General features: G+C 66.6%; 19 protein-coding genes. 8 read left to right on the plus strand and 11 right to left on the minus strand.

All coding sequences use genetic code 11. From position 1 onward, the window contains the following. Position 1: 1 nt before the first annotated feature. Positions 2-535 (minus strand): orotate phosphoribosyltransferase, encoded by a 534-nt coding sequence (gene pyrE, locus LMQ14_RS25105; RefSeq protein ID WP_267732310.1) that lies wholly within the window; start codon positions 533-535, stop codon positions 2-4. Between the two features lie 18 nt (positions 536-553). Continuing rightward, entirely contained in the window at positions 554-1402 is an 849-nt protein-coding gene (gene ttfA, locus LMQ14_RS25110) for a trehalose monomycolate transport factor TtfA (RefSeq protein WP_267732311.1), read from the minus strand. A 92-nt stretch (positions 1403-1494) separates the two neighbouring features. On the opposite strand from ttfA, the gene LMQ14_RS25115 reads away from it, so the two are divergent. Next, positions 1495-2325 (plus strand): enoyl-CoA hydratase/isomerase family protein, encoded by an 831-nt coding sequence (locus tag LMQ14_RS25115; RefSeq protein WP_267732312.1) that lies wholly within the window; start codon positions 1495-1497, stop codon positions 2323-2325. Between the two features lie 6 nt (positions 2326-2331). Here the strand turns inward: LMQ14_RS25115 and clpB are convergent, their stop codons facing one another. Next, positions 2332-4878: an ATP-dependent chaperone ClpB gene (gene clpB, locus LMQ14_RS25120; protein ID WP_267732313.1), complete on the minus strand. Its 2547-nt coding sequence runs from the start codon at positions 4876-4878 to the stop codon at positions 2332-2334. Positions 4879-5010: 132 nt separating this feature from the next. On the opposite strand from clpB, the gene LMQ14_RS25125 reads away from it, so the two are divergent. The 3 genes from LMQ14_RS25125 to LMQ14_RS25135 all read left to right on the plus strand — a co-directional run bounded on the left by LMQ14_RS25125 (position 5011) and on the right by LMQ14_RS25135 (position 8171). Further along, positions 5011-5940, plus strand: a complete 930-nt coding sequence (locus LMQ14_RS25125) for a DUF3060 domain-containing protein (protein ID WP_267732314.1) — start codon at positions 5011-5013, stop codon at positions 5938-5940. 41 nt (positions 5941-5981) lie between these two features. Beyond that, positions 5982-7154 (plus strand): FAD-binding oxidoreductase, encoded by a 1173-nt coding sequence (locus LMQ14_RS25130; RefSeq protein WP_267732315.1) that lies wholly within the window; start codon positions 5982-5984, stop codon positions 7152-7154. 126 nt (positions 7155-7280) lie between these two features. After that, positions 7281-8171 carry an aldose 1-epimerase gene (locus LMQ14_RS25135; RefSeq protein ID WP_267732316.1) on the plus strand — a complete coding sequence of 297 codons (891 nt, stop codon included), beginning with the start codon at positions 7281-7283 and terminating at the stop codon, positions 8169-8171. On the opposite strand, the gene LMQ14_RS25140 is transcribed toward LMQ14_RS25135, so the two are convergent. The 4 genes from LMQ14_RS25140 to dnaK are packed head-to-tail and all read right to left on the minus strand — an operon-like array spanning position 8168 to position 12304. Beyond that, positions 8168-8554, minus strand: a complete 387-nt coding sequence (locus LMQ14_RS25140) for a heat shock protein transcriptional repressor HspR (protein WP_267732317.1) — start codon at positions 8552-8554, stop codon at positions 8168-8170. The two genes, LMQ14_RS25135 and LMQ14_RS25140, sit on opposite strands and share 4 nt — an antisense overlap. Then, complete coding sequence (gene dnaJ / locus LMQ14_RS25145; RefSeq protein WP_267732318.1) at positions 8554-9732, minus strand: molecular chaperone DnaJ; 1179 nt, start codon at positions 9730-9732, stop codon at positions 8554-8556. The genes LMQ14_RS25140 and dnaJ overlap by 1 nt, the downstream gene beginning before the upstream one ends. Positions 9733-9785: 53 nt before the next feature. Beyond that, a complete protein-coding gene (grpE, locus tag LMQ14_RS25150; protein ID WP_267732319.1) occupies positions 9786-10448 on the minus strand; it encodes a nucleotide exchange factor GrpE in 663 nt (220 codons plus the stop codon). Further along, the gene (gene dnaK / locus LMQ14_RS25155) at positions 10445-12304 is read right to left on the minus strand and encodes a molecular chaperone DnaK (RefSeq protein WP_267732320.1); all 1860 of its coding nucleotides are present in this window, start codon (positions 12302-12304) and stop codon (positions 10445-10447) included. The genes grpE and dnaK overlap by 4 nt, the downstream gene beginning before the upstream one ends. A 410-nt stretch (positions 12305-12714) precedes the next feature. Here dnaK and LMQ14_RS25160 point away from each other — a divergent pair, with 410 nt between their 5' ends. Next, on the plus strand, positions 12715-13875 hold the full coding sequence (locus LMQ14_RS25160) for a sulfotransferase family protein (RefSeq protein WP_420714573.1): 1161 nt from the start codon (positions 12715-12717) through the stop codon (positions 13873-13875). Position 13876: 1 nt separating this feature from the next. Here LMQ14_RS25160 and LMQ14_RS25165 read toward each other — a convergent pair whose 3' ends face one another. Beyond that, positions 13877-14770 carry a LysR family transcriptional regulator gene (locus tag LMQ14_RS25165; RefSeq protein WP_267732322.1) on the minus strand — a complete coding sequence of 298 codons (894 nt, stop codon included), beginning with the start codon at positions 14768-14770 and terminating at the stop codon, positions 13877-13879. 142 nt (positions 14771-14912) lie between these two features. On the opposite strand from LMQ14_RS25165, the gene LMQ14_RS25170 reads away from it, so the two are divergent. Together LMQ14_RS25170 and LMQ14_RS25175 are read left to right on the plus strand one after the other, a co-directional pair. After that, complete coding sequence (locus LMQ14_RS25170) at positions 14913-16403, plus strand: aldehyde dehydrogenase family protein (protein ID WP_267732323.1); 1491 nt, start codon at positions 14913-14915, stop codon at positions 16401-16403. A gap of 10 nt (positions 16404-16413) precedes the next feature. After that, positions 16414-17364: an amidohydrolase family protein gene (locus LMQ14_RS25175; protein ID WP_267732324.1), complete on the plus strand. Its 951-nt coding sequence runs from the start codon at positions 16414-16416 to the stop codon at positions 17362-17364. A gap of 1 nt (position 17365) precedes the next feature. Here LMQ14_RS25175 and LMQ14_RS25180 read toward each other — a convergent pair whose 3' ends face one another. Next, on the minus strand, positions 17366-17923 hold the full coding sequence (locus LMQ14_RS25180; RefSeq protein ID WP_267732325.1) for a nucleotidyltransferase family protein: 558 nt from the start codon (positions 17921-17923) through the stop codon (positions 17366-17368). Positions 17924-18165: 242 nt separating this feature from the next. Here LMQ14_RS25180 and LMQ14_RS25185 point away from each other — a divergent pair, with 242 nt between their 5' ends. Further along, a complete protein-coding gene (locus LMQ14_RS25185; RefSeq protein WP_267735673.1) occupies positions 18166-18681 on the plus strand; it encodes a hypothetical protein in 516 nt (171 codons plus the stop codon). 20 nt (positions 18682-18701) lie between these two features. On the opposite strand, the gene LMQ14_RS25190 is transcribed toward LMQ14_RS25185, so the two are convergent. Both LMQ14_RS25190 and LMQ14_RS25195 read right to left on the minus strand, forming a co-directional pair. Next, entirely contained in the window at positions 18702-18929 is a 228-nt protein-coding gene (locus tag LMQ14_RS25190) for a hypothetical protein (RefSeq protein WP_267732326.1), read from the minus strand. Positions 18930-19004: 75 nt separating this feature from the next. Beyond that, complete coding sequence (locus tag LMQ14_RS25195; protein ID WP_267732327.1) at positions 19005-20006, minus strand: SDR family oxidoreductase; 1002 nt, start codon at positions 20004-20006, stop codon at positions 19005-19007. Positions 20007-20047: the final 41 nt, after the last annotated feature.

A 20047-nucleotide genomic window follows, 5' to 3' on the forward strand; every position in this document is an offset into this window, starting at 1 on the left:
CCTAGCCCAACCCCAGATCGGTCAGGCCCAGCACGCTGCGGTACAGCAGCCCCTCGGCCTGGATGGCCTCCGCGGCGCCGGTCGCGCGGTCCACGACGGTGGCCACGCCGACGACTTCGGCTCCCGCGTCCTGGACGGCGTGCACCGCCGTCAGCGCCGAGCCACCGGTGGTGCTGGTGTCTTCGACCACCAGCACCCGCTGACCGGACACCTCGGATCCCTCGATAAGACGTTGCAGGCCATGGGCTTTCGCAGACTTGCGCACCACAAAGGCATCGATCGGGCGTCCGGGCGCGTGCATGATGGCGGTCGCGACCGGATCGGCGCCCAGGGTCAGGCCGCCGACGACCGCGTAATCCCAGTCCGCGGTGAGCTCGCGCATCAGTACGCCGATCAGGGCAGAGGCGCGGTGGTGCAGCGTGGCCCGGCGCAGGTCGACGTAGTAGTCCGCCTCTTTGCCCGACGACAGGGTGACCCGGCCGTGCACCACCGACAGTTGACGCACCAGCTCGGCCAGCTCGTCGCGGTCAGACATGTTGCAGTGCAATAGCTTTCAGCGCTGGTAGTTGCTGGCCTGCTGGCCGTTGCGCCCCGTCGACGACGGGGGGCGCCGGATGGCTTCGGTGCGGCCCTCATCGTGGCGCACCGACTCCGGGGCACGGCGGCCGGCATCTCCCAGCAGCCCGGACACGTCCTGCGCCGAGCGCCGGGGCGGCAACTCCGCGCGGCCGGCCGGGGCCAGCGGGCGGCTCGGCGCCGCGCTGCGATGTCCCGCCGGCTCGTCGCTGTCGGCGGGCACCGGCGGCAACACCCGCAACAGGTCGTTGAACTGGCGCACCGTGCGCAAGCCCTCGTCCCACTGGGTGCGCGTGCTGGAAACGGGCAGCGCGACCAGCGTCCAGTTCTGCTCGTTCCACATGATCTCGGCGCAGTCCGGCGCGGTGTGCGCAAAGGTGACCATGCGCCGGTCGCAGGCCCGACGGGCCGCGTCCAGGTTCGTCGAGTACACCATCCGCGGGCCGATCGCTCCCAGCAGCCAGATGTCGCTCTCGCGTGGCTCTTTGAGTCCTTTTAGCCGCAGGTCGACGACGACGTTGGTGCCCACCTTGCGGTGCAGCGCGATCACCGTGGCGACTTCCTCGAGATCGAAGATGTACACCGCCTCGCCGCGGATCTGCCCCAGCACGACGTTGTGGGCGGGAACATCCCCGACCGTCGACATCACGCCGCGTTTCCAGCGCTTGAGGATGTCGGTCGATTCGCGCTCGTAGTCGAACCCGTGCGAGCGGGCCCACGATTTACGACGTCTGCTGCGCCCCCGCCGACGATCGACGTCGACGTACAGCAACACCACCGCGCCGACGAAGCACAGCGCGGAGAGCGTGAACCAGAGGGGGACCATCCTAAGTAGCGTATCTGCTATGGCGCCGGAACCAAGAATGCGACCTGGTCACAACCACATTAAGGTTTGCTGGGCCGCGTAGGGTTCCGTCCATGGTCTACGAGGGCTACCAGCTAATTCGCGTCGCCGCGGCCAACGGCGTTTGCCGAGCGACGATCGACAACCCCCCGATCAACCTGCTCGACGTGCCGCTGCTGAACGAGTTCGACCGGCTGGCGCGCGAGGTCGCGGCCGATGACGAGGTGCGCGTACTGGTCGTCGACTCGGCCGACCCGGAAATGTTCATTGCACACGCCGACGTCGGGCTGATTCTGGACCTGCCGCCCGACGACATCGGGCTGCACGACGAGCTGTCGTTGTTCCACGCCGTCACCGAGCGGATTCGGACCCTGCCGAAGGCCACGATCGCCGTCATCGAGGGCGTCTGCCGCGGTGGCGGCTGCGAATTCGCGATGGCGTTCGACATGCGGTTCGCCGCACTCGGCACGACGGTGCTGGGCCATCCCGAGTTGGCGGTCGGCATCATCCCGGGCGGTGGCGGCACGCAGCGGCTGCCCCGGCTGGTGGGCCGGGCGCGCGCCCTGGAAGTCATCCTCGGCTGCATGGACATCGACGCCGAGACCGCCGAAGCCTGGGGATACGTGAACCGCGCCCTGCCGGCCGATCGGCTCCGGCGGTTCGTCGACAAGCTCGCCGCCCGCATCGCGTCGTCGCAGGCAGTGGCCATCGCCAACGCCAAGCGTGCGGTCGATGCCGCCACCGCGGATGTGACGACCGGCTTACGCATCGAGGATCAGTTGTTCCGCGAGACCCTCGCGGAGCCGGCAGCGCGTGAACTGCTCCAGGCAGTGATCGACGCCGGTGCCCAAACCCGTGACTTCGAGCTGGGCGACCGGCGTCGATCACTAGAAAGACGTCGCTAGGACGACTTAGCCCAGGATCAGGCCGTCGCCGTCCGGGTTGACGTTGACCGGAACGGTGTCGCCGTCGTGCACGTCACCGGCCAGCAACAGCTTGGCCAACTGGTCTCCGATGGCCTTCTGGACCAACCGGCGCAACGGCCGGGCGCCGTACACGGGGTCGAACCCGCGTTGCGCCAGCCATTCCTTGGCCGGCAACGACACTTCGAGCTGCAGCCGCCGCTGCGCCAGGCGCTTGGCCAGCTGCTCGAGCTGGATGTCGACGATCTCGACCAGCTCTTCGGGGTTCAGCGCGTCGAAGATCAGCACGTCGTCGAGCCGGTTGATGAACTCCGGCTTGAACGCCGCGCGCACCGCCGCCATCACCTGCTCCTCGCTGCCGCCCGAACCCAGGTTCGACGTCAGGATCAGGATCGTGTTGCGGAAGTCGACCGTTCGGCCCTGGCCGTCGGTCAGGCGGCCCTCGTCGAGCACCTGCAGCAACACGTCGAACACGTCCGGGTGGGCCTTTTCAACCTCGTCGAACAGCACGACGGTGTAGGGCCGCCGGCGCACCGCCTCGGTCAGCTGACCACCCTGGTCGTAGCCGATGTATCCCGGGGGCGCACCCACCAGGCGGGCCACCGAGTGCTTCTCGCCGTACTCGCTCATGTCGATGCGGACCATCGCCCGGTCGTCGTCGAACAGGAACTCGGCCAGCGCCTTGGCCAGCTCGGTCTTACCGACACCGGTGGGCCCCAGGAACATGAACGAACCGGTGGGCCGGTTGGGGTCGGCGACCCCGGCGCGGCTGCGGCGCACCGCATCGGACACGGCCTGCACGGCCTTGCGCTGTCCGACCACGCGCTTGCCCAGCTCGTCTTCCATCCGCAGCAGCTTGGCGGTCTCGCCTTCCAGCATCCGGCCGGCCGGGATACCCGTCCACGCCGACACCACGTCGGCGATGTCGTCGGGTCCGACCTCTTCCTTGAGCATCACGTTGTCGCGGGCCTCGGCCTGCGGCAGCGCGGCGTCGAGCTTCTTCTCCACCTCGGGGATCCGCCCGTAGCGCAGCTCGGCCGCCTTGGCCAGGTCGCCGTCGCGCTCGGCGCGCTCGGACTCCCCGCGCAGCGTGTCCAGCTGTTCCTTGAGATCGCGGACGATGTCGATGGCGTTTTTCTCGTTGTGCCATCTGGTGGTCAGCTCGGCCAGCTTTTCTTTCTGGTCGGCCAGCTCGGCACGCAGCTTCTCCAGCCGCTCCTTGGACGCCTCGTCCTCTTCCTTCTCCAGCGCCATCTCCTCGATCTCGAGGCGACGCACCAGGCGCTCGACCTCGTCGATCTCGACGGGCCGCGAGTCGATCTCCATCTTCAGCCGGCTGGCGGCCTCGTCGACCAGGTCGATGGCCTTGTCCGGCAGGAACCGCGCGGTGATGTAACGGTCGCTCAAAGTGGCCGCGGCCACCAACGCGGAGTCGGTGATGCGCACCCCGTGGTGCACCTCGTAGCGGTCCTTGAGCCCGCGCAGGATGCCGACGGTGTCCTCGACCGACGGCTCGCCCACCAGCACCTGCTGGAAGCGACGCTCCAGCGCGGCGTCCTTTTCGATGTACTTGCGGTACTCGTCCAGAGTGGTGGCGCCGACCAGCCGCAGCTCGCCGCGGGCCAGCATCGGCTTGATCATGTTGCCGGCATCCATCGCGCCCTCGCCGGACGCGCCGGCGCCGACGATCGTGTGCAGCTCGTCGATGAACGTGATGATCTGCCCGGCGGAGTTCTTGATGTCGTCGAGCACGGCCTTGAGCCGCTCCTCGAACTCGCCGCGGTACTTCGCGCCGGCCACCATCGAGCCGAGGTCCAGGCTGACGACGGTCTTGTCGCGCAAACTCTCCGGCACGTCGCCGGCCACGATGCGCTGGGCCAGGCCCTCGACGATCGCGGTCTTGCCGACGCCGGGCTCGCCGATCAGCACCGGGTTGTTCTTGGTGCGACGGGAGAGCACTTGCACGACGCGGCGAATCTCGTTGTCGCGGCCGATGACCGGGTCGAGCTTGCCTTCGCGGGCGCGCTCGGTCAGGTCGGTGGAGTACTTCTCCAGCGCCTGATAGGTGGCCTCGGGATCGGCGCTGGTGACCCGCGCGCTGCCGCGGACCTTGACGAACGCCTCCCGCAACGCCTGCGGGGACGCGCCATGGCCGGTGAGCAGTTTGGCGACGTCGGAGTCGCCCGTGGCCAGGCCCACCATCAGGTGTTCGGTGGAGACGTATTCGTCGTCCATCTCGGTGGCCAGGTGTTGGGCCGTGGTGATCGCCGCCAGCGATTCGCGGGACAGCTGCGGTTGCGAGCTGGAGCCGCTGGCCTGGGGCAGCCGCTCGAGCAGATGCTCGGCCTCAGTGCGAATGGTCGCGGGCTCGACGCCGACGGCCTCCAGCAGCGGCGCGGCGATCCCGTCGTTCTGCGTCAGCAGTGCCAACAGCAGATGAGCGGGCCTGATCTCGGGGTTACCGGCAGCGCTGGCCGCCTGTAGCGCCGACGTCAGAGCCGCTTGCGTCTTGGTGGTCGGGTTAAAAGAGTCCACGACACCTCCGTTCGGGTATAGGGAAAATGCTTGTCGCGTTATTCAACGCCGTCAAGGTTGAGTCTGTTCCGCTCAAGTTTAGATTTTTTTGATCCGATCCGATAGGGGTCTTTAGTCCATGGAAATATGGAAATGACGTATAGCGGCCTCGCTCCGCCGCCGCGCAGGATTCCGGTTGCTTTCCGGTTGGCCGAGGCGCTGCCGTTTCGCTGGCGCTACGTCTGGACGCTCTTCATCGTTGCGGTCGCACCGATCGCGCTGTGGATCCAACTCCCGATCGCCTTCACCGCGGCGGCGGTGCTCACCCTGGCCGGGATCTATGCCGCGCACCTGTCCGGCGCGCGGGTGCGCATCGGACTGCTCGAGTGGGGCGGAGTCGCAACCGTCACCGGCACTGAAACACTCTCGCGTGCAACGCGATTCAATGCCCGACTGCCGATCGCGCACGGGTGGACGGTCACCCGACGGCGCTACAGCGAACCGAACACCAAGACGAAGGTGTCCTACACCCTGAACGGCCACCCGGGAGATCTCGTGGTGCACGGCCGCGAATACGTCGACGGGGTGATCCTGGCGGACGAGCGCGATCCGGCGCGGGCCCGGTGCGTGACCGCGTTCGCCTATGACCTCGACCGCGACGAGAACGGGAACTGGCTCGGCACGCTGCGCCCTCGACTGCGGGTGGGGATGGTCTGCTGGTTGGTCATCGTGATCGGCTGGCTGGTGTTGGCCGGCCTGGCCGTGACCGGGGTGCCCACCGACCTCGCCGGCGACGGCCTGTCCACGAACGTCCCCAGCGCCGGTACCTTGCAGGTCAGCGGGTCCGGCACCACCAAGACCATCCCCTGCAACGGCGGCTATCTCTCGGTGAGCGGCGTGAAGAACACGATCACCGTCACGGGCCACTGCACCAGCGTCAACGTCGCCGGCAAGGGGAATCACGTCACGATCGACAGCACGGATGCGATCAGCACCGCGGGCACCGACAACGTCGTCACCTACCACTGGGGCTCACCGAACGTCGCCAACACCGGAACGTCGAACACCATCGGGCAGGGCTGACCAGCACGCTGTCTGCCTGGGCGAGCTTAGAATCGGGCCCCGTGGGCTTAGAGGACTCCGATGCGTTGCGGGTGCTGCGCGACGCCCTCGCCCCGGACGACTCGGGCGCCGGCGGCGAACTCGTGCACCGCTTCTACACCCACTGGTTCGCCCTCGACATCTCGGTGCGCGACCTGTTCCCGCCCGAAATGGACGCTCAGCGAGCCGCTTTCGGTCACGCACTGCACTGGGTTTACGGCGAGCTGGTGGAGCAGCGCGCTCAGGAGCCGGTGGCCTTTCTCGCCCAGCTCGGCCGGGATCATCGTAAATACGGTGTGCTGCCAAGCCATTACGAGTCGTGCCGGCGCGCGCTGTATACGACGCTGCGCACCCAGTTGGGCGATGCCTGGACCGGCGCCGTCGACGACGCGGCCGGCCAGTCGCTCAACCTGATCACCGGGGTGATGAGCGGCGCCGCCGATGCCGAAGAGGGACCCGCCTGGTGGGACGGCACCGTCATCGAGCACCACCGCGTCTCGCGCGACCTCGCGGTCGTCCGGCTGCGGCTGGATCGCCCGATGCACTATCACCCCGGTCAGTACGTCAACGTCCAGGTCCCGCAATGCCCGCGGCGCTGGCGATTTCTCAGCCCCGCCATCCCGGCCGATCCCGACGGCGGGATCGAGTTTCACGTCCGCCAAGTCCCCGGCGGCCTGGTCAGCACCGCGATCGTCAACGAAAGCCGACCGGGCGACCGGTGGCGGTTGTCCAGCCCGCACGGTGGCCTGCAGGTCGACCGCGCCGGGGCCGACATCTTGATGGTGGCCGGCAGCACGGGCTTGGCGCCGCTGCGGGCGCTGATCATGGACCTGTCCCGCTACGCGGAAAACCCGCGGGTGCATCTGTTTTTCGGCGCGCGCTATCGCTGCGAGCTCTACGACCTGCCGACGCTGTGGCAGGTCGCCGCGCACAACCCGTGGCTGTCGGTCTCGCCGGTGTCGGAATACAACAGCGATCCCGCCTGGGCCGCGGACTACCCGGACGTCACGCCGCCGCGAGGCCTGCATGTCCACCAAATCGGCCAGCTCCCCGAGGTGGTCACCAAATACGGCGGTTGGGGCGACCGGCAGATCCTCGTCTGCGGCGGGCCGGCCATGGTCCAGGCGACCAAGGCCGCGCTGGTCGCCAAAGGCGCCCCGCCGGAGCGCATTCAGCACGACCCGCTGTCGCGGTAGGCGCTAGACCCACGGCGGCGACCCGCCACGCCCAACTGCGCCGCGCTTGCGATCGCCGCTAGACCGACGGCGGCGACCCGCCACGCCCGGCTGCGCCGCGCTTGCGATCGCCGCTAGGCTGACCGCGTGCACGTCGTGACCCTGCGCGATCCTTCGTCATCGTTGGCCGCACAGTTCGTGCCGGATGCGGGCATGATCGGTGCCTCGCTGACCGACTCCGGCGTGGAGTTACTCGGTCAGCGGCGCGGTCTGGACGCCTATATCGAAGCCGGCAAGACCATGGGCATACCGATTCTCTATCCGTGGGCAAATCGCTTGGGCAGCAACACTTATACGGCCGAGAACGTGACCGTAGAGTTGACGCCGGGTGAAAACGGGGTGCGGGCCGACCCCAACGGCCTGCCGATCCACGGCACCCTGGCCGCCTATCCGGACTGGCGAGTCGTGGCCGAGTCGGCCAACGAGCTGACCGCCGAGGTGGACTTCGGTGCGCAGGAGCGGCTGCTGGCCAGCTTCCCGTATCCGCATCTGCTGACGGTGTCGGTGCGGCTGGCCGAACGAACGCTGACGGTGCGCACCACCGTCACCGCGACCGGCGAGACGGCGGTCCCGCTGTGCTTCGGGTTTCACCCGTATCTTCGCGTGCCCGATGCGGCGCGCAGCGAGTGGATCATCGAGACACCACCGCTGCGGCATTTGAGCCTCGACGAACGCGGTCTGCCCACCGGCGAGTTCTCGGAGCAGCCGGCAAAGGAAGAGCCGTTGGGCGACAACACTTTTGACGATGCCTATGACCAGGTGGCCGATGGCGCGGTGTTCGCGGTGTCCGGCGGCGGACGGCGCCTGGAAGTGCAGTTCGAGCAAGGGTATTCGGCGACCCAGATCTTCGCACCACCCGGCGAGGACGTGGTGTGCTTCGAGCCGATGACCGCACCGACCGATGCGCTGAGCCGCGGCGGCTACCGAACCGCACGTCCGGGCGAACCGGCGGTCGCGGTGTTCTCGATTCGCGCCTAGCGGCCTTTACGCGGCTGCCACACCACCAGCGCGGTGCTCTTGGGCACCACCGCGATATCGCGGCGCTGGTTGTTACGCAGCACCGCGATCTCCTCGGCCATTTCCTTCAGCCGCGACTGCAGCGCCTCGACCTGATTGGTCAGCTCGATGATGCGTTTGATGCCGGCGAGGTTGACGCCCTCGTCCTGGGACAGCCGCTGCACCTCGCGCAGCAATTCCACGTCGTGCTGCGAATAACGCCGCCCGCCACCGGAAGTGCGGCTCGGGATGACCAGCCCGAGGCGATCGTAGGTCCGCAGGGTCTGCGCATGCATGCCGGCCAGTTCGGCCGCCACCGAGATCAAAAAGGTCCGGGCTTCTTCTCGCTTAGGGTTTTTCGCCATCAGCGATTACCCGCCCATCCCGCCCGTGGGTTGAAACCACTGGAGCGCTCGGCCTCCGCATACGCCTCCAGCGCCTCCTGGGCAGCGCCTTCCAAGTTCGGCGGCACAGCGACTTTCACGGTGACCAGCAAGTCACCGCTGCCGCCGCTGCGTTTTGGCACACCGCGTCCACGCACCCGCAGGATCCGGCCGTCGGTCGTGCCCTTGGGCACCCGCACGCCGACCTTACCGTCCAGCGTCGGCACTGAAAGCGTTGAACCCAAAGCTAATTCGCTGAAGCTGACCGGCACCGTCACGGTGAGGTCGTCGCCGTCGCGGCTGAATATCTTGTCCGGCCGCACATGCACCGTCACGTACAGGTCACCCGACGGCGCACCGCGCAACCCGGCTTCGCCCTGCCCGGGCAGCCGAATCCGCTGGCCGTCTTCGACGCCGGGCGGGATCCGCACGTTGATGGTGCGGGTGCGGGTGGTGACACCGGTGCCTTTGCACTCGTCGCAGGGGTGCTCGATGATCGAGCCGCTGCCCCGGCAGTCGGTGCACGGCTCGGAGAAACCGAACGCTCCCTGGTTGCTGCTGACCACACCGGCCCCGTTACAGGTGGGACACACCTTCGGGCTGGTGCCCGGACGGGCGCCGCTGCCATGGCAATTGGTGCAGGGCGCCGGGCTGGTCAGCCGCAGCGGCATCGCGACGCCGTTGGCGGCCTCGACGAAATCCAGCTCGGTCTCGGTTTCCAGATCGTTGCCGCGTCGGGGCCGGCTGGGACGAGCGCTCGCGCCGCGTCCGAACAAGCCGCCGAAGAGGTCACCGATATTGGTGCCCCCGCTGCGGCCGGCGGCGTCGAACAAATCGTTGAGATTGAACTCGGCGCCGTCGCCGCCCACGTTGAAGCCACCGAAGCCGCCGGTGTCGAACCGTCGACCGCCAAGGCCGCCACCGGCGAAGAGCCGGCGGGTTTCGTCATACTCCTTGCGCTTGGCCGCATCCGACAGCACGTTGTGTGCTTCCGACACCGCTTTGAAACGTTCACCGGCGGCGGGGTTGTCGGGGTTCGCATCCGGATGCAAGTCACGCGCCAACTTCCGATAGGCGCGCTTTATCTCTTCGGGGCTGGCGTCGGAGGAGACGCCAAGCTCCTTGTAGAAGTCCTTTTCGACCCATTCACGCTGGGCCATGTCGCGTCACCTCCTCTCACCTTCCGCTAATTCTGTCGTGCTGATTCTGTGCCTTATTCACCGGAGGTGTCGGCGTTATCGTTCGTGTCGGCCGGTTCGGTTTTGGCGGGCTCGGATGCAGCAGCGGCTGCGCCCTCACCCGCGACGGTGTCGACGACGCCCACCAGAGCGTGACGCAATACGTTTTCGCCCAGTTTGTAGCCCTCGCGCATGACGGTGCCGATCACCGGTTTTGAGCCCTCGCCGCCATCACCCTCGTGCTGGACGGCTTCGTGCAGCACCGGGTCGAAATCTTCGCCCTCGGCACCGAACGCCACCAGACCGAGTCCGGTCAGTGCGCTCATCAGCTTGTCGGCAACCGACTTCAGCGGGCCCGACTCCAGGTCACCGTGCTTGCGCGCGCGGTCGAGATCGTCGAGCACGCCCAGCAATTGGGTGACGACGGCGGCCTTGGCCCGATCCGCCGCGGCCTGCTGGTCGCGCAGCGCACGCTTGCGATAGTTGGCGAAGTCGGCCTGCACCCGCTGCAGATCGGCGAGCAGCTCGGCCGCCTTGCCTGCCTCCTCCGGAGTTTCGCCTGCGAACGACCCGGAGGCCGCCCCGCCCGGCGCCCCTGTTGGGGAGCCGGGTGGGACATTCCGTACTTCTCCGGTCTCGGGATCAATCCGCCGCTTGTCGGTGACAGTTACCTGTTCCTGCGGATTGCCTTCGGTCACTTGGACTCCCGGTCGTCGTCGACCACCTCCGCGTCCACGACATCATCAGCGGAGGATGAGCCGCCGGACTCGGTGCCGCCGGGTTGTCCCCCGGCCGCCTGAGTGGCTTCGTAGATCGCCTGACCCAGCGCCTGAGACTCCTGGCCCAGCTTCTCCATCGCCGTCTTGATCGCGGAGATGTCGGTGCCGCCCAGCGCCGATTTGGCGTCCGCGATCGCGCCGTCGACCTTGGACAGCGTCTCCTCGGGAACCTGCGACCCGCCCTCGGCTTCGCGCTGCTCCTTGACGAACTTCTCCGTCTGGTAGACCAGCGACTCGGCCTGGTTGCGGACGTCGGCCTCTTCGCGACGCTTGCGGTCCTCCTCGGCGTGCGCCTCGGCGTCCTTGATCATCCGGTCGATCTCCTCCTTGGACAGGCCGGAGCCCTCCTGGATTTTGATCGTGTTCTCCTTGCCGGTGCCCTTGTCCTTGGCCGTGACGTGCACGATGCCGTTGGCGTCGATGTCGAAGGTGACCTCGATCTGCGGGACACCGCGCGGAGCCGGCGGAATACCGGTCAGCTCGAAGGAGCCGAGCAGCTTGTTGTGCGAAGCGATTTCGCGCTCACCCTGGAAGACCTGAATCTGCACCGACGGCTGGTTGTCATCGGCGGTGGTGAAGGTCTCCGACCGCTTGGTCGGGATCGTGGTGTTGCGCTCGATCAACTTGGTCATCACGCCACCCTTGGTCTCGATACCAAGGCTCAGCGGCGTGACATCAAGCAGCAGAACGTCTTTCACTTCGCCCTTGAGGACACCCGCCTGCAGCGCGGCACCAACGGCCACGACCTCGTCGGGGTTGACGCCCTTGTTGGGCTCCTTGCCGCCGGTCATCTCCTTGACCAGTTCCGAGACCGCGGGCATCCGGGTGGAACCACCCACCAGCACCACGTGGTCGATCTCGGACACCGAGATGCCGGCGTCCTTGATCACCGACTGGAACGGCTGACGCGTGCGGTCGAGCAGATCCTGGGTGATGCGCTGGAATTCGGCGCGGGTCAGCTGTTCGTCGAGGAACAACGGGTTCTTGTCCGCGTCGACGGTGATGTAAGGCAGGTTGATCGAGGTGCTCTGCGAACTCGAGAGCTCGATCTTGGCCTTCTCGGCGGCCTCACGCAGCCGCTGCATCGCCATCTTGTCCTTGGTCAGGTCAATTCCGCTGGTGCCCTTGAACTTGTCGACGAGCCACTCGACGACACGGTCATCCCAGTCGTCCCCACCGAGGTGGTTGTCACCACTGGTGGCGCGAACCTCAACCACGCCCTCGCCGATCTCGAGCAGCGAGACGTCGAAGGTACCGCCGCCGAGGTCGAAGACCAGGATGGTCTGTTCCTTCTCACCCTTGTCCAGGCCGTAGGCCAGTGCGGCCGCGGTCGGCTCGTTGACGATGCGCAGCACGTTGAGGCCGGCGATCTGGCCGGCTTCCTTGGTGGCCTGACGCTGGGCGTCGTTGAAGTACGCCGGCACGGTGACGACCGCGTCGGCGACGTCCTCGCCCAGATACGCCTCGGCATCGCGCTTCAGCTTCATCAGCACCCGAGCGCTGATCTCCTGAGCGGTGTATTTCTTGTCATCGATCTCAATGGACCAGTCGGTGCCCATGTGCCTCTTGACCGAACGGATAGTGCGGTCAACATTGGTGACCGCCTGGTTCTTGGCGGGCTGGCCGACGAGCACCTCACCGTTGCGCGCGAAGGCGACGACGGACGGAGTGGTGCGTGAGCCCTCGGAGTTGGCGACGACGACGGGGTCGCCACCTTCCAGGACTGCGACGACGGAGTTGGTGGTCCCGAGGTCGATACCGACCGCACGAGCCATAGTGATTCCTCCTGATTGTGTAGAGCTTCTTTGGTGCCACTATGCTGAGTGAACCCCGCTCAAGCCTGCCCCTGAGGCCGTCGGCCTGTCAACCCAGTATTGAGTCCGGGTCACTCAACTTGTCGTTCATCCCAACGATTGGTGTCGGGAGCTTGTTCCCGGGGGGCTTAGGATTTTTCTGAAGGTCGCGATTGGCCCGGTCATCAGCCCAGACGGCGCCGATCTCAAATTCGCTGTTTCCCGAAAATGACGTTCTGGTTAATTGCGCATGCGTAGAACAACTAACTAGTAGCGTCCCCAGTCACTAGTACATCTGTCCCAGTTCCTCCACGAGAAGGGCGAAGCGTCATGGCTGCTCCTCGGGTCGTCGTTGTGCGACGCGCAACCCCATCTTGTTGTTCCCACCTGCGATGAAGGCCGGCCCTTCGATGTTGCGATTTGGGTGGTGGCACGAATGGGCCGCGCCGCTGTGGATCGGTTGTAACTTCACCGCCTGGATGCGCCTGCTCACTCGCAACCGCTTCGCCGTGCACTGGAGCCGCTGGCATTACGCCGTGCTCTACACGGTCCTGTCCGTCGTCAACTCTTTCCTGGGCATGTGGCAGAACATCCTGTTCGGCAGACGGGTCGCCGACACGGCGATCGGCGATGCACCGATCTTCATCATCGGACACTGGCGCAGCGGCACCACCATGCTGCACGAAATGATGGTCCTCGACGATCACCACACCGGTCCCACGACCTACGAATGCATTGCGCCGCACCACTTTTTGCTGACCCAGCGGTTTGCCCGATTCGCGGAGTTTCTGACGTCGAAGCACCGCGCCATGGACAACATGGACATGAGCATGGCGCACCCGCAGGAAGACGAATTCGCCTGGTGCATGCTGGGACTGCCCTCGCCGTACCTCACCATCGCGTTCCCGAACCGGCCGACCCAGGACGAGCAGTACCTGGACATGGACAAGCTGAGCGCGCGGGAACTGGAAACGTGGAAACAGACCTTCTTCCGGTTCGTGCAGCAGGTGTACTTCCGCCGCCGCAAGGCAATCGTCTTGAAGAGTCCGACACATAGCTTCCGGATCAAGGTGCTGCTGGAGATATTTCCGCAGGCCAAGTTCATCCACATCGTCCGGGATCCGTACGTCGTCTACCCGTCGACCGTCAACCTGTTCAAAGCGTTCTCTGTCGTCCACGGCCTGCAACGGCCGACATTCGAGGGACTGAATGAAAACGTCCTGTCCAACTACCTCGACCTGCATCGAAAGCTGGACGAAGGGCGCGAACTCGTTGACCCGTCAAGGTTTTACGAATTGCGTTACGAGGATCTGATCGGAGATCCCGAGGCGCAGCTGCGCAAGATGTACGAGCACCTGGACCTGGGCGACTTCGATCGGTACCTGCCGCGGCTGCGCCAATACCTCGGCGACAAGGCGGCCTACCGGACGAACAAGTATGAGATGTCGACCGAGCAGCGCGCGATCATCACGGAGCGCTGGGCCGAGGTCATCGATCGCTACGGCTACGGGGCGCCGCTGCTCGAGCCCGAGAAGATGCCCCTCGCAGGGTGATTCAGCGGGCAGCGACCTCCTCTATCAGCGCGAGCACCGCGCGGGTGGCCGCGCTGGTCGACCGGGCCGCAGACGTGGTGACGAACAACCGCCATTCCAGGTCGTAGTCGCTGACCCGCAGCGTGGCCAAGCCGAAATCGTCGATTTCGTCGAGAATGGTCCAGCTGAGAAAGCCGATTCCCAGGCCGTTTCGGATGTAGGTCGCGGCGGTGCCCAGGTCGGCAACCTCCACCGCGACGGTCCGTTCGACGCCCGCGGCGGTGAACGCATTGTCGATCACCGTTCTGGTGCCGTATCCCGGTGGGCTGTCGACGAACGACATGCCTTCCAACTCGGCCAGTGGTACCGAGTCCCGTTGGGCCAGTGGATGATCGGCGGGTACGACCAGCAATAGCGGAACCGCGGCAACCAGACGGGCATTCAGGTCGGCCGGGGGCGGTCCGGTGAAAACCAGAAAGGCGACGTCGAGATCGCCGTCGCGGAGCTGGCCGGCGAGTCCGGCCGATCCCGCGCTGGCGGCGCGCAAGTGCACCGTCACTCCGGGATGCCGGGTGTGCAGTTCGGCCAGCACCGCGGGCATGTCGATCACGCTGATCGACGTCAGAATCCCCACCGTGACGGTGCCGCGCACCGAGCCCCGGGTGGCGTTGACGGCGTCCTTGGCCGCGCGGGCGGCGTCCAGGGTTTCGCGGGCGCGAGGGCGCAGCTCCTCGCCCGCCGGAGTCAGCTCGACGCCGGCCGACCCCCGCACAAATAGCTCCGCGCCGAGTTCGCGCTCGAGGGCCTTGATCGTCGCTGACACGCCCGATTGGACGACATGCAACTTCTTCGCCGCCTCGGTGAAGCTATGGTTGTCCGCGACGGCGAGAAAGTACTCAAGATGGCGCAGCTCCATCCAGCCATTATCACCGCCCGTGCTAATACCCATCAGAACATGTCGTTGGCCCTGATGCCGCAGGTAAACGTAGCGTCGACCTGGTCGAGCGTGCCTGACCGCCCGTCGACCACCCCAATCCCCGACCTTGCTGGATGTGCCAATGACTCTGCAAGCTCCCGCCCTGACTCGAACCAGAACACGCTGGTCGTCTCCCTCCACCGACGACCAGTTCGTCGTCGAGAACCCCGCGACGGGCCGAACCGTCACCGTGGTCCAGGGCGCGGGGCCCAACGAGGTCGACCAGGCGGTGCGCAAAGCCCATGCCGCACACCTGCGCTGGAAGCAGCGCCCGGCCCGGGAACGCGGCGCCTACCTGCGTCAGATCGCCGAGGTCATCCGTGCGCACGCGGACGAACTCGCGATGCTCGAGTCACGGGAAATGGGCAAGCCGATCGTCCAGGCGCGCCAATTCGACCTCGAAGCGGCAATCTCCATCTTCGAATTCTTCAGCAGCATCGTGGAATCGATGCCGAACAAGGCGCGTGACCACAACACGGTCCTGGACGTCACCACGCTCGAGCCGTATGGGGTGATCGCGGCCATCGTGCCGTTCAACTGGCCACCCATCCACACCGCCGGAAAGATCGCTCCCGCCATCGCCGTCGGTAACGCCGTCGTGCTGAAGCCACCGGAGCAGACGCCCTCGGTCGTGCTGCGCATGGTGGAACTGATTCAGTCGGTGCTGCCCGACCGCGTGGTGCACGCCGTACCGGGCAAGGGCGAGGTGGGTGCCGCGCTCGCCGGACACCGACTGGTGGGCAAGGTGTCTTTCACCGGGTCGCCGCGGACGGGTTCGGCGGTGATGCGCAATGCAGCCTGCAACCTCACCCCGACGCTGATGGAGCTGGGCGGAAAGAACCCGCTGATCGTGTTCGACGACGCCAATATGCGCGAGGCGCTGATGGCCGCAATCGACGGCGGCTTCTTCAATCAGGGCGAAGCGTGTACCGCGTCATCGCGAATCCTGGTGCAGGACAAGATCTATAACGAGTTCGCCGCGAAGCTGTGCAAGGCGGTGACCCGGTTGCGGGTGGGTGACGGTGCCGACCCGACGACCGACGTCGGGCCGTTGGTCACGCGCGCGCAGCAGAAGCAGGTGCTGGATTACCTCAAGCTCGGCGTGGCCGAAGGCGCACGCATCGCCGCCCAGGCGCCGCTGCCCGAGGACCCGCGCCTGGCCGACGGCTTCTACGTATCACCGACCGTGCTGACCGACGTGACTCCGCGGATGCGGGTCGCCCGGGAAGAGATCTTCGGACCGGTCGTCACGCTGATCCCGTTCAGCGAAGAGGGCGAGGCGGTACGGATCGCCAACAGCACTCCGTTCGGACTGGTGGCGGCGGTGTTCACCCAGGACGGCGATCGCGCGTTGCGGGTGAGCCGACAGATCCGGGCCGGCGCCGTCTTCGTCAACAACTATGTCCGGATCGCGATCGGCACCGGATTCGGCGGCGTCGGGCACAGCGGATTCGGGCGCGAGCACGCCGAGGAGACGCTCGCGGAATACGGGTACACCAAGACGATTCGCTGGGCCGCCAAGCGCGACGAACTGCCCTACTGGACCGCAGCCAACCGCGTGCTGGAGACGTAAGGACCACCAAGTGCGCACCATCGCACTCGAAGAGCATTACGCCACAGCGGGATTCCTGCGCGCGCCGGGTAGCTGGCTCGCGTCGCGCGCGGGCGTGATCGAACCCATCGCCGATCTCGGCGACGGCCGCATCGCGGCCATGGACGAGGCGGGCATCGATCTGGCGGTGCTGTCGCTGGCCGCGCCGGGTGTCGAACAGCTGGACAGCCCGAAAGCCGTTGAGCTGGCCCGCGAATGCAACGACGAACTCGCGGCGGCGGTCGCCCGCTACCCCGAGCGGTTGGCGGGCTTCGCGACGGTGCCGATCAGCGCGCCCGACGCGGCGGCCGACGAACTGGATCGGGCGATGCGCAAGCTCGGCTTCGTCGGCGCGGTGATCAACGGGCACAGCCAAGGTCGCTATCTGGATGACGCCTTCTTCGAGCCGATTCTCGATCGCGCGGCGACGCTGAACGCCCCGATCTACCTGCACCCGACGATCCCGCCGGCAGCCGTCATCGAGTCCAGCTACGCGGGGTTCTCCCCTGAGGTCACGTTCGCATTCGCGACGGTGGGGTGGGGCTGGCACATCAACACCGCCACCCACGTGCTGCGACTGATTCTCGGCGGTGTGTTCGACCGCTACCCGGATTTGCAGATCATCATCGGGCACATGGGCGAGGGGACGTCGTTCATGCTGCCGCGATTCGACGCCACGTTGAAGCCGGAACTGACCGGGCTCAAGCACCCCGTCAGCACCTACCTGCGGCGCAACGTGCATTACACGTTCGCCAACTTCAACGACGAGGCGACCTACGCAAACCTGGTGGCCCACGTCGGTATTGACCGAGTGGCATTTTCGGCTGACTACCCGTTCGGGTCGATGAAGACGGCCCGCGCATTCCTGGACAAGCTCCCGCTGACCGACGACGAGCGGGCACGCATCAGCCACCTCAACGCGGAGAAGCTGCTGGGTCTGTGACCTAGCCGGGCTCGTCGACGTCCTGACCGCCGGCAAGGTCACTGCAGTCGACGATCTCGACGTCGTGGCGGTCGCGCAGATACGCCCCGGCGCCTTGATCTCCGGCTATCCGGGCCAGTACGTCGGGCCAGTGCCGGCGCGCGATCACCACCGGATGTCCGGGCCGGTCACCGAAATACGCGCGCGCCAGCCCGCTATCCGTCAGGCGGCCGAGCACCCGCGCCACGACGTCGGCGCCCACGTCGGGAGTGTCGATCACGTGCAGCACGGCGTAGTCGGCGCCCAGGCGATCGGCCTCGGCCAGGCCGGCGCGCACCGACGCGCTGAGTCCGTCGTGCCAGTGCGAGGCGGTGATCGCCGTGACACCCGGCGGGGCCGCGACCTCGGCGGCACCCAAGACCAGGACGACGTCGGTGCAGCCCCCGTCGCGCAGCGCGCCGACCGCGATCTCAAGCCAGCCTGCTACCAAGACTTTTGGCTTGCCATACCGGCGCCCGGCGCCCGCGGCGAGCAAGACTCCGACGTGGTGTGGCGGATCAATGGACTGCGGTAACCGCACCCTCCAATGATGCATTCGCCGGCTGGCATAGCGACAGTCCGATGGAGGTCGTCGCCCAGCGATAACACTTTGCCATCGGCGGCATTTCAAAAGCGTGTCACCGCAGCACATTTCCACGCACTCCGCGTAATCTACGTCTGACAATTCAGATCTTCGGGGAGCGACGCGTGCGGTTTTCGCAGAATGCCCGGCGGGGCCTGGCAGGCGGTTCGCTGGTGCTCGCGGCCCTGCTGGCCAGTCCCATGCTGATGTCGGGCTGCAGCTCCGTCATCGACGGCAAGCCGGTCGCCGTACCGGGCACTGGACCGACCGAACCGACGTTCCCCACGCCGCGGCCAAGCATCACGGCGGCGCCGCCGTCAAACCCCATCGCGCTCCCGCCGTCGACGCCGGCGAACCCGACCGCACCGGCCGGCGCCATTCCGCTGCCGCCCGACCAGAACGGCTACGTCTTCATCGAGACCAAGTCCGGCGTCACGCGTTGCCAGATCAACAAGGACAGCGTCGGATGCGAAGCGCCGTTCACCGACTCACCGCTGCAGGACGGTGAGCACGCCAACGGCGTCCACATCACCTCCGGCGGCTCTGTGCAGTGGATTTTGGGCAACCTGGGCGCCATCCCCGCCGTCACGATCGACTACAAGACCTACGACGCGCAGGGCTGGACGATCGACGCTTCCGAAGCCGGCACCCGGTTCACCAACGGCCACACCGGGCACGGCATGTTCGTCAGCGTCGAGAAGGTCAACACGTTCTAGGCGCCGAAGAGACAGTCTCGTTATTGGGCCGATTTGGTCTGCAGTGCGTCCGCAGCGGATTTGATCGCCACGTCGAGGCTGCCGGCGACCCCGTCCAGGTCGTCATCGAATAGGTCCGCCAGTGCCGCTTGCACCGTGCGCCAGCCAACTCCGTGGTGACGTTGAAGTTCTCGCCCCGACATGCCCGCGCGGGCGTCACGGCGAATCGCGGCAAATTGCTCGACCCGGGAGGGCTGCCGCGAGGACAAGATGCGCTACTTGCCGGGTGTGGCGAGGACGAATAGTGCCATGATTTTGTATCCGCACAGTCGGCTGTCCGGAAGTCATCCCGGTACAACGATGCCCCTTTCGATCAGGCTCGTCGCGGTGTCGACAATGGACTCGCGGACAGGCCGCATCGTCCAGCCCAGATCGCGCTGCGCCTTCGCCGCGCTGACGCGGTCGTGCCGGTCCAGGAAGTACGGGACGATTCGCAGCGACCGGACGAACCGTGCCGATAGTCGAAGCACCCAGCTCGGCACCGTGCGCGTGGGCACACGAAAGCCGCGGTATTTGAACTCCGCTGCGAGGATGCGTGCGGCATCGGGCATCCATATTTCCTCGCCCGCCAGGATGTACCGGTTGCCCGCGGCCAAGGGCGCCTCCATCGCCAGCCGGTGCCCGATGGCGAGGTCCCGGACGTCGACGGGCGCCATCGCCATCCGGGGCGGCCCCGGCACATCCCTGACCAGAAGACGACGCAACAGGTCCACCGAAGTTCCGACCGACCCTGCGCCCACGGGCCCGAGCACCCAGCCGGGATTGACGACGACCAGCTGGAACCGCTGCGCCGCCGGCAATCCCTCCACGAAGTCCCAAGCGGCACGCTCGGCAAGGGTCTTACTCTTTTGGTACGGCGGGCAGCCGTCGACAACAGCCCAATCCGCTTCGGTGCGCACTGTGGGGTCCCGAGGGTCGTGGCCGGCCGTGATGGCCGCGATCGAGGAGGTCAGCACGACTCGTTTCACGCTGCCACTGGCGGCAGCCGCCCTCAGCACCCGCACAGTGCCGTTGACCGCGGGCCGGATCAGCTCTTCCTCGTCGTCAGGGGCGGTGGCGGGGAATGGTGATGCCACGTGCAGGACGTAGTCGCAGTCCGCGACGGCTTCGGCCCACCCGTCGTTTGCATCTAGGTCTGCCCGCACGATCTCGACGCAGAGGGGCAGCGCGGCAATTGTGGTGCGCCGCACGGTCGCCCGCACCAGATAGCCATGATCCAGCAGTTCCTGAATGACGTGGCCGGCCACGAACCCGGTGCCGCCGGTTACTAGCACACGTTTGGACATCCCGTCACTCCGATCCAGGTAGCCGACGATATGTATGCAGT

The organism is Mycobacterium sp. Aquia_213 (genome assembly GCF_026625985.1).
Taxonomy (GTDB): domain Bacteria; phylum Actinomycetota; class Actinomycetes; order Mycobacteriales; family Mycobacteriaceae; genus Mycobacterium.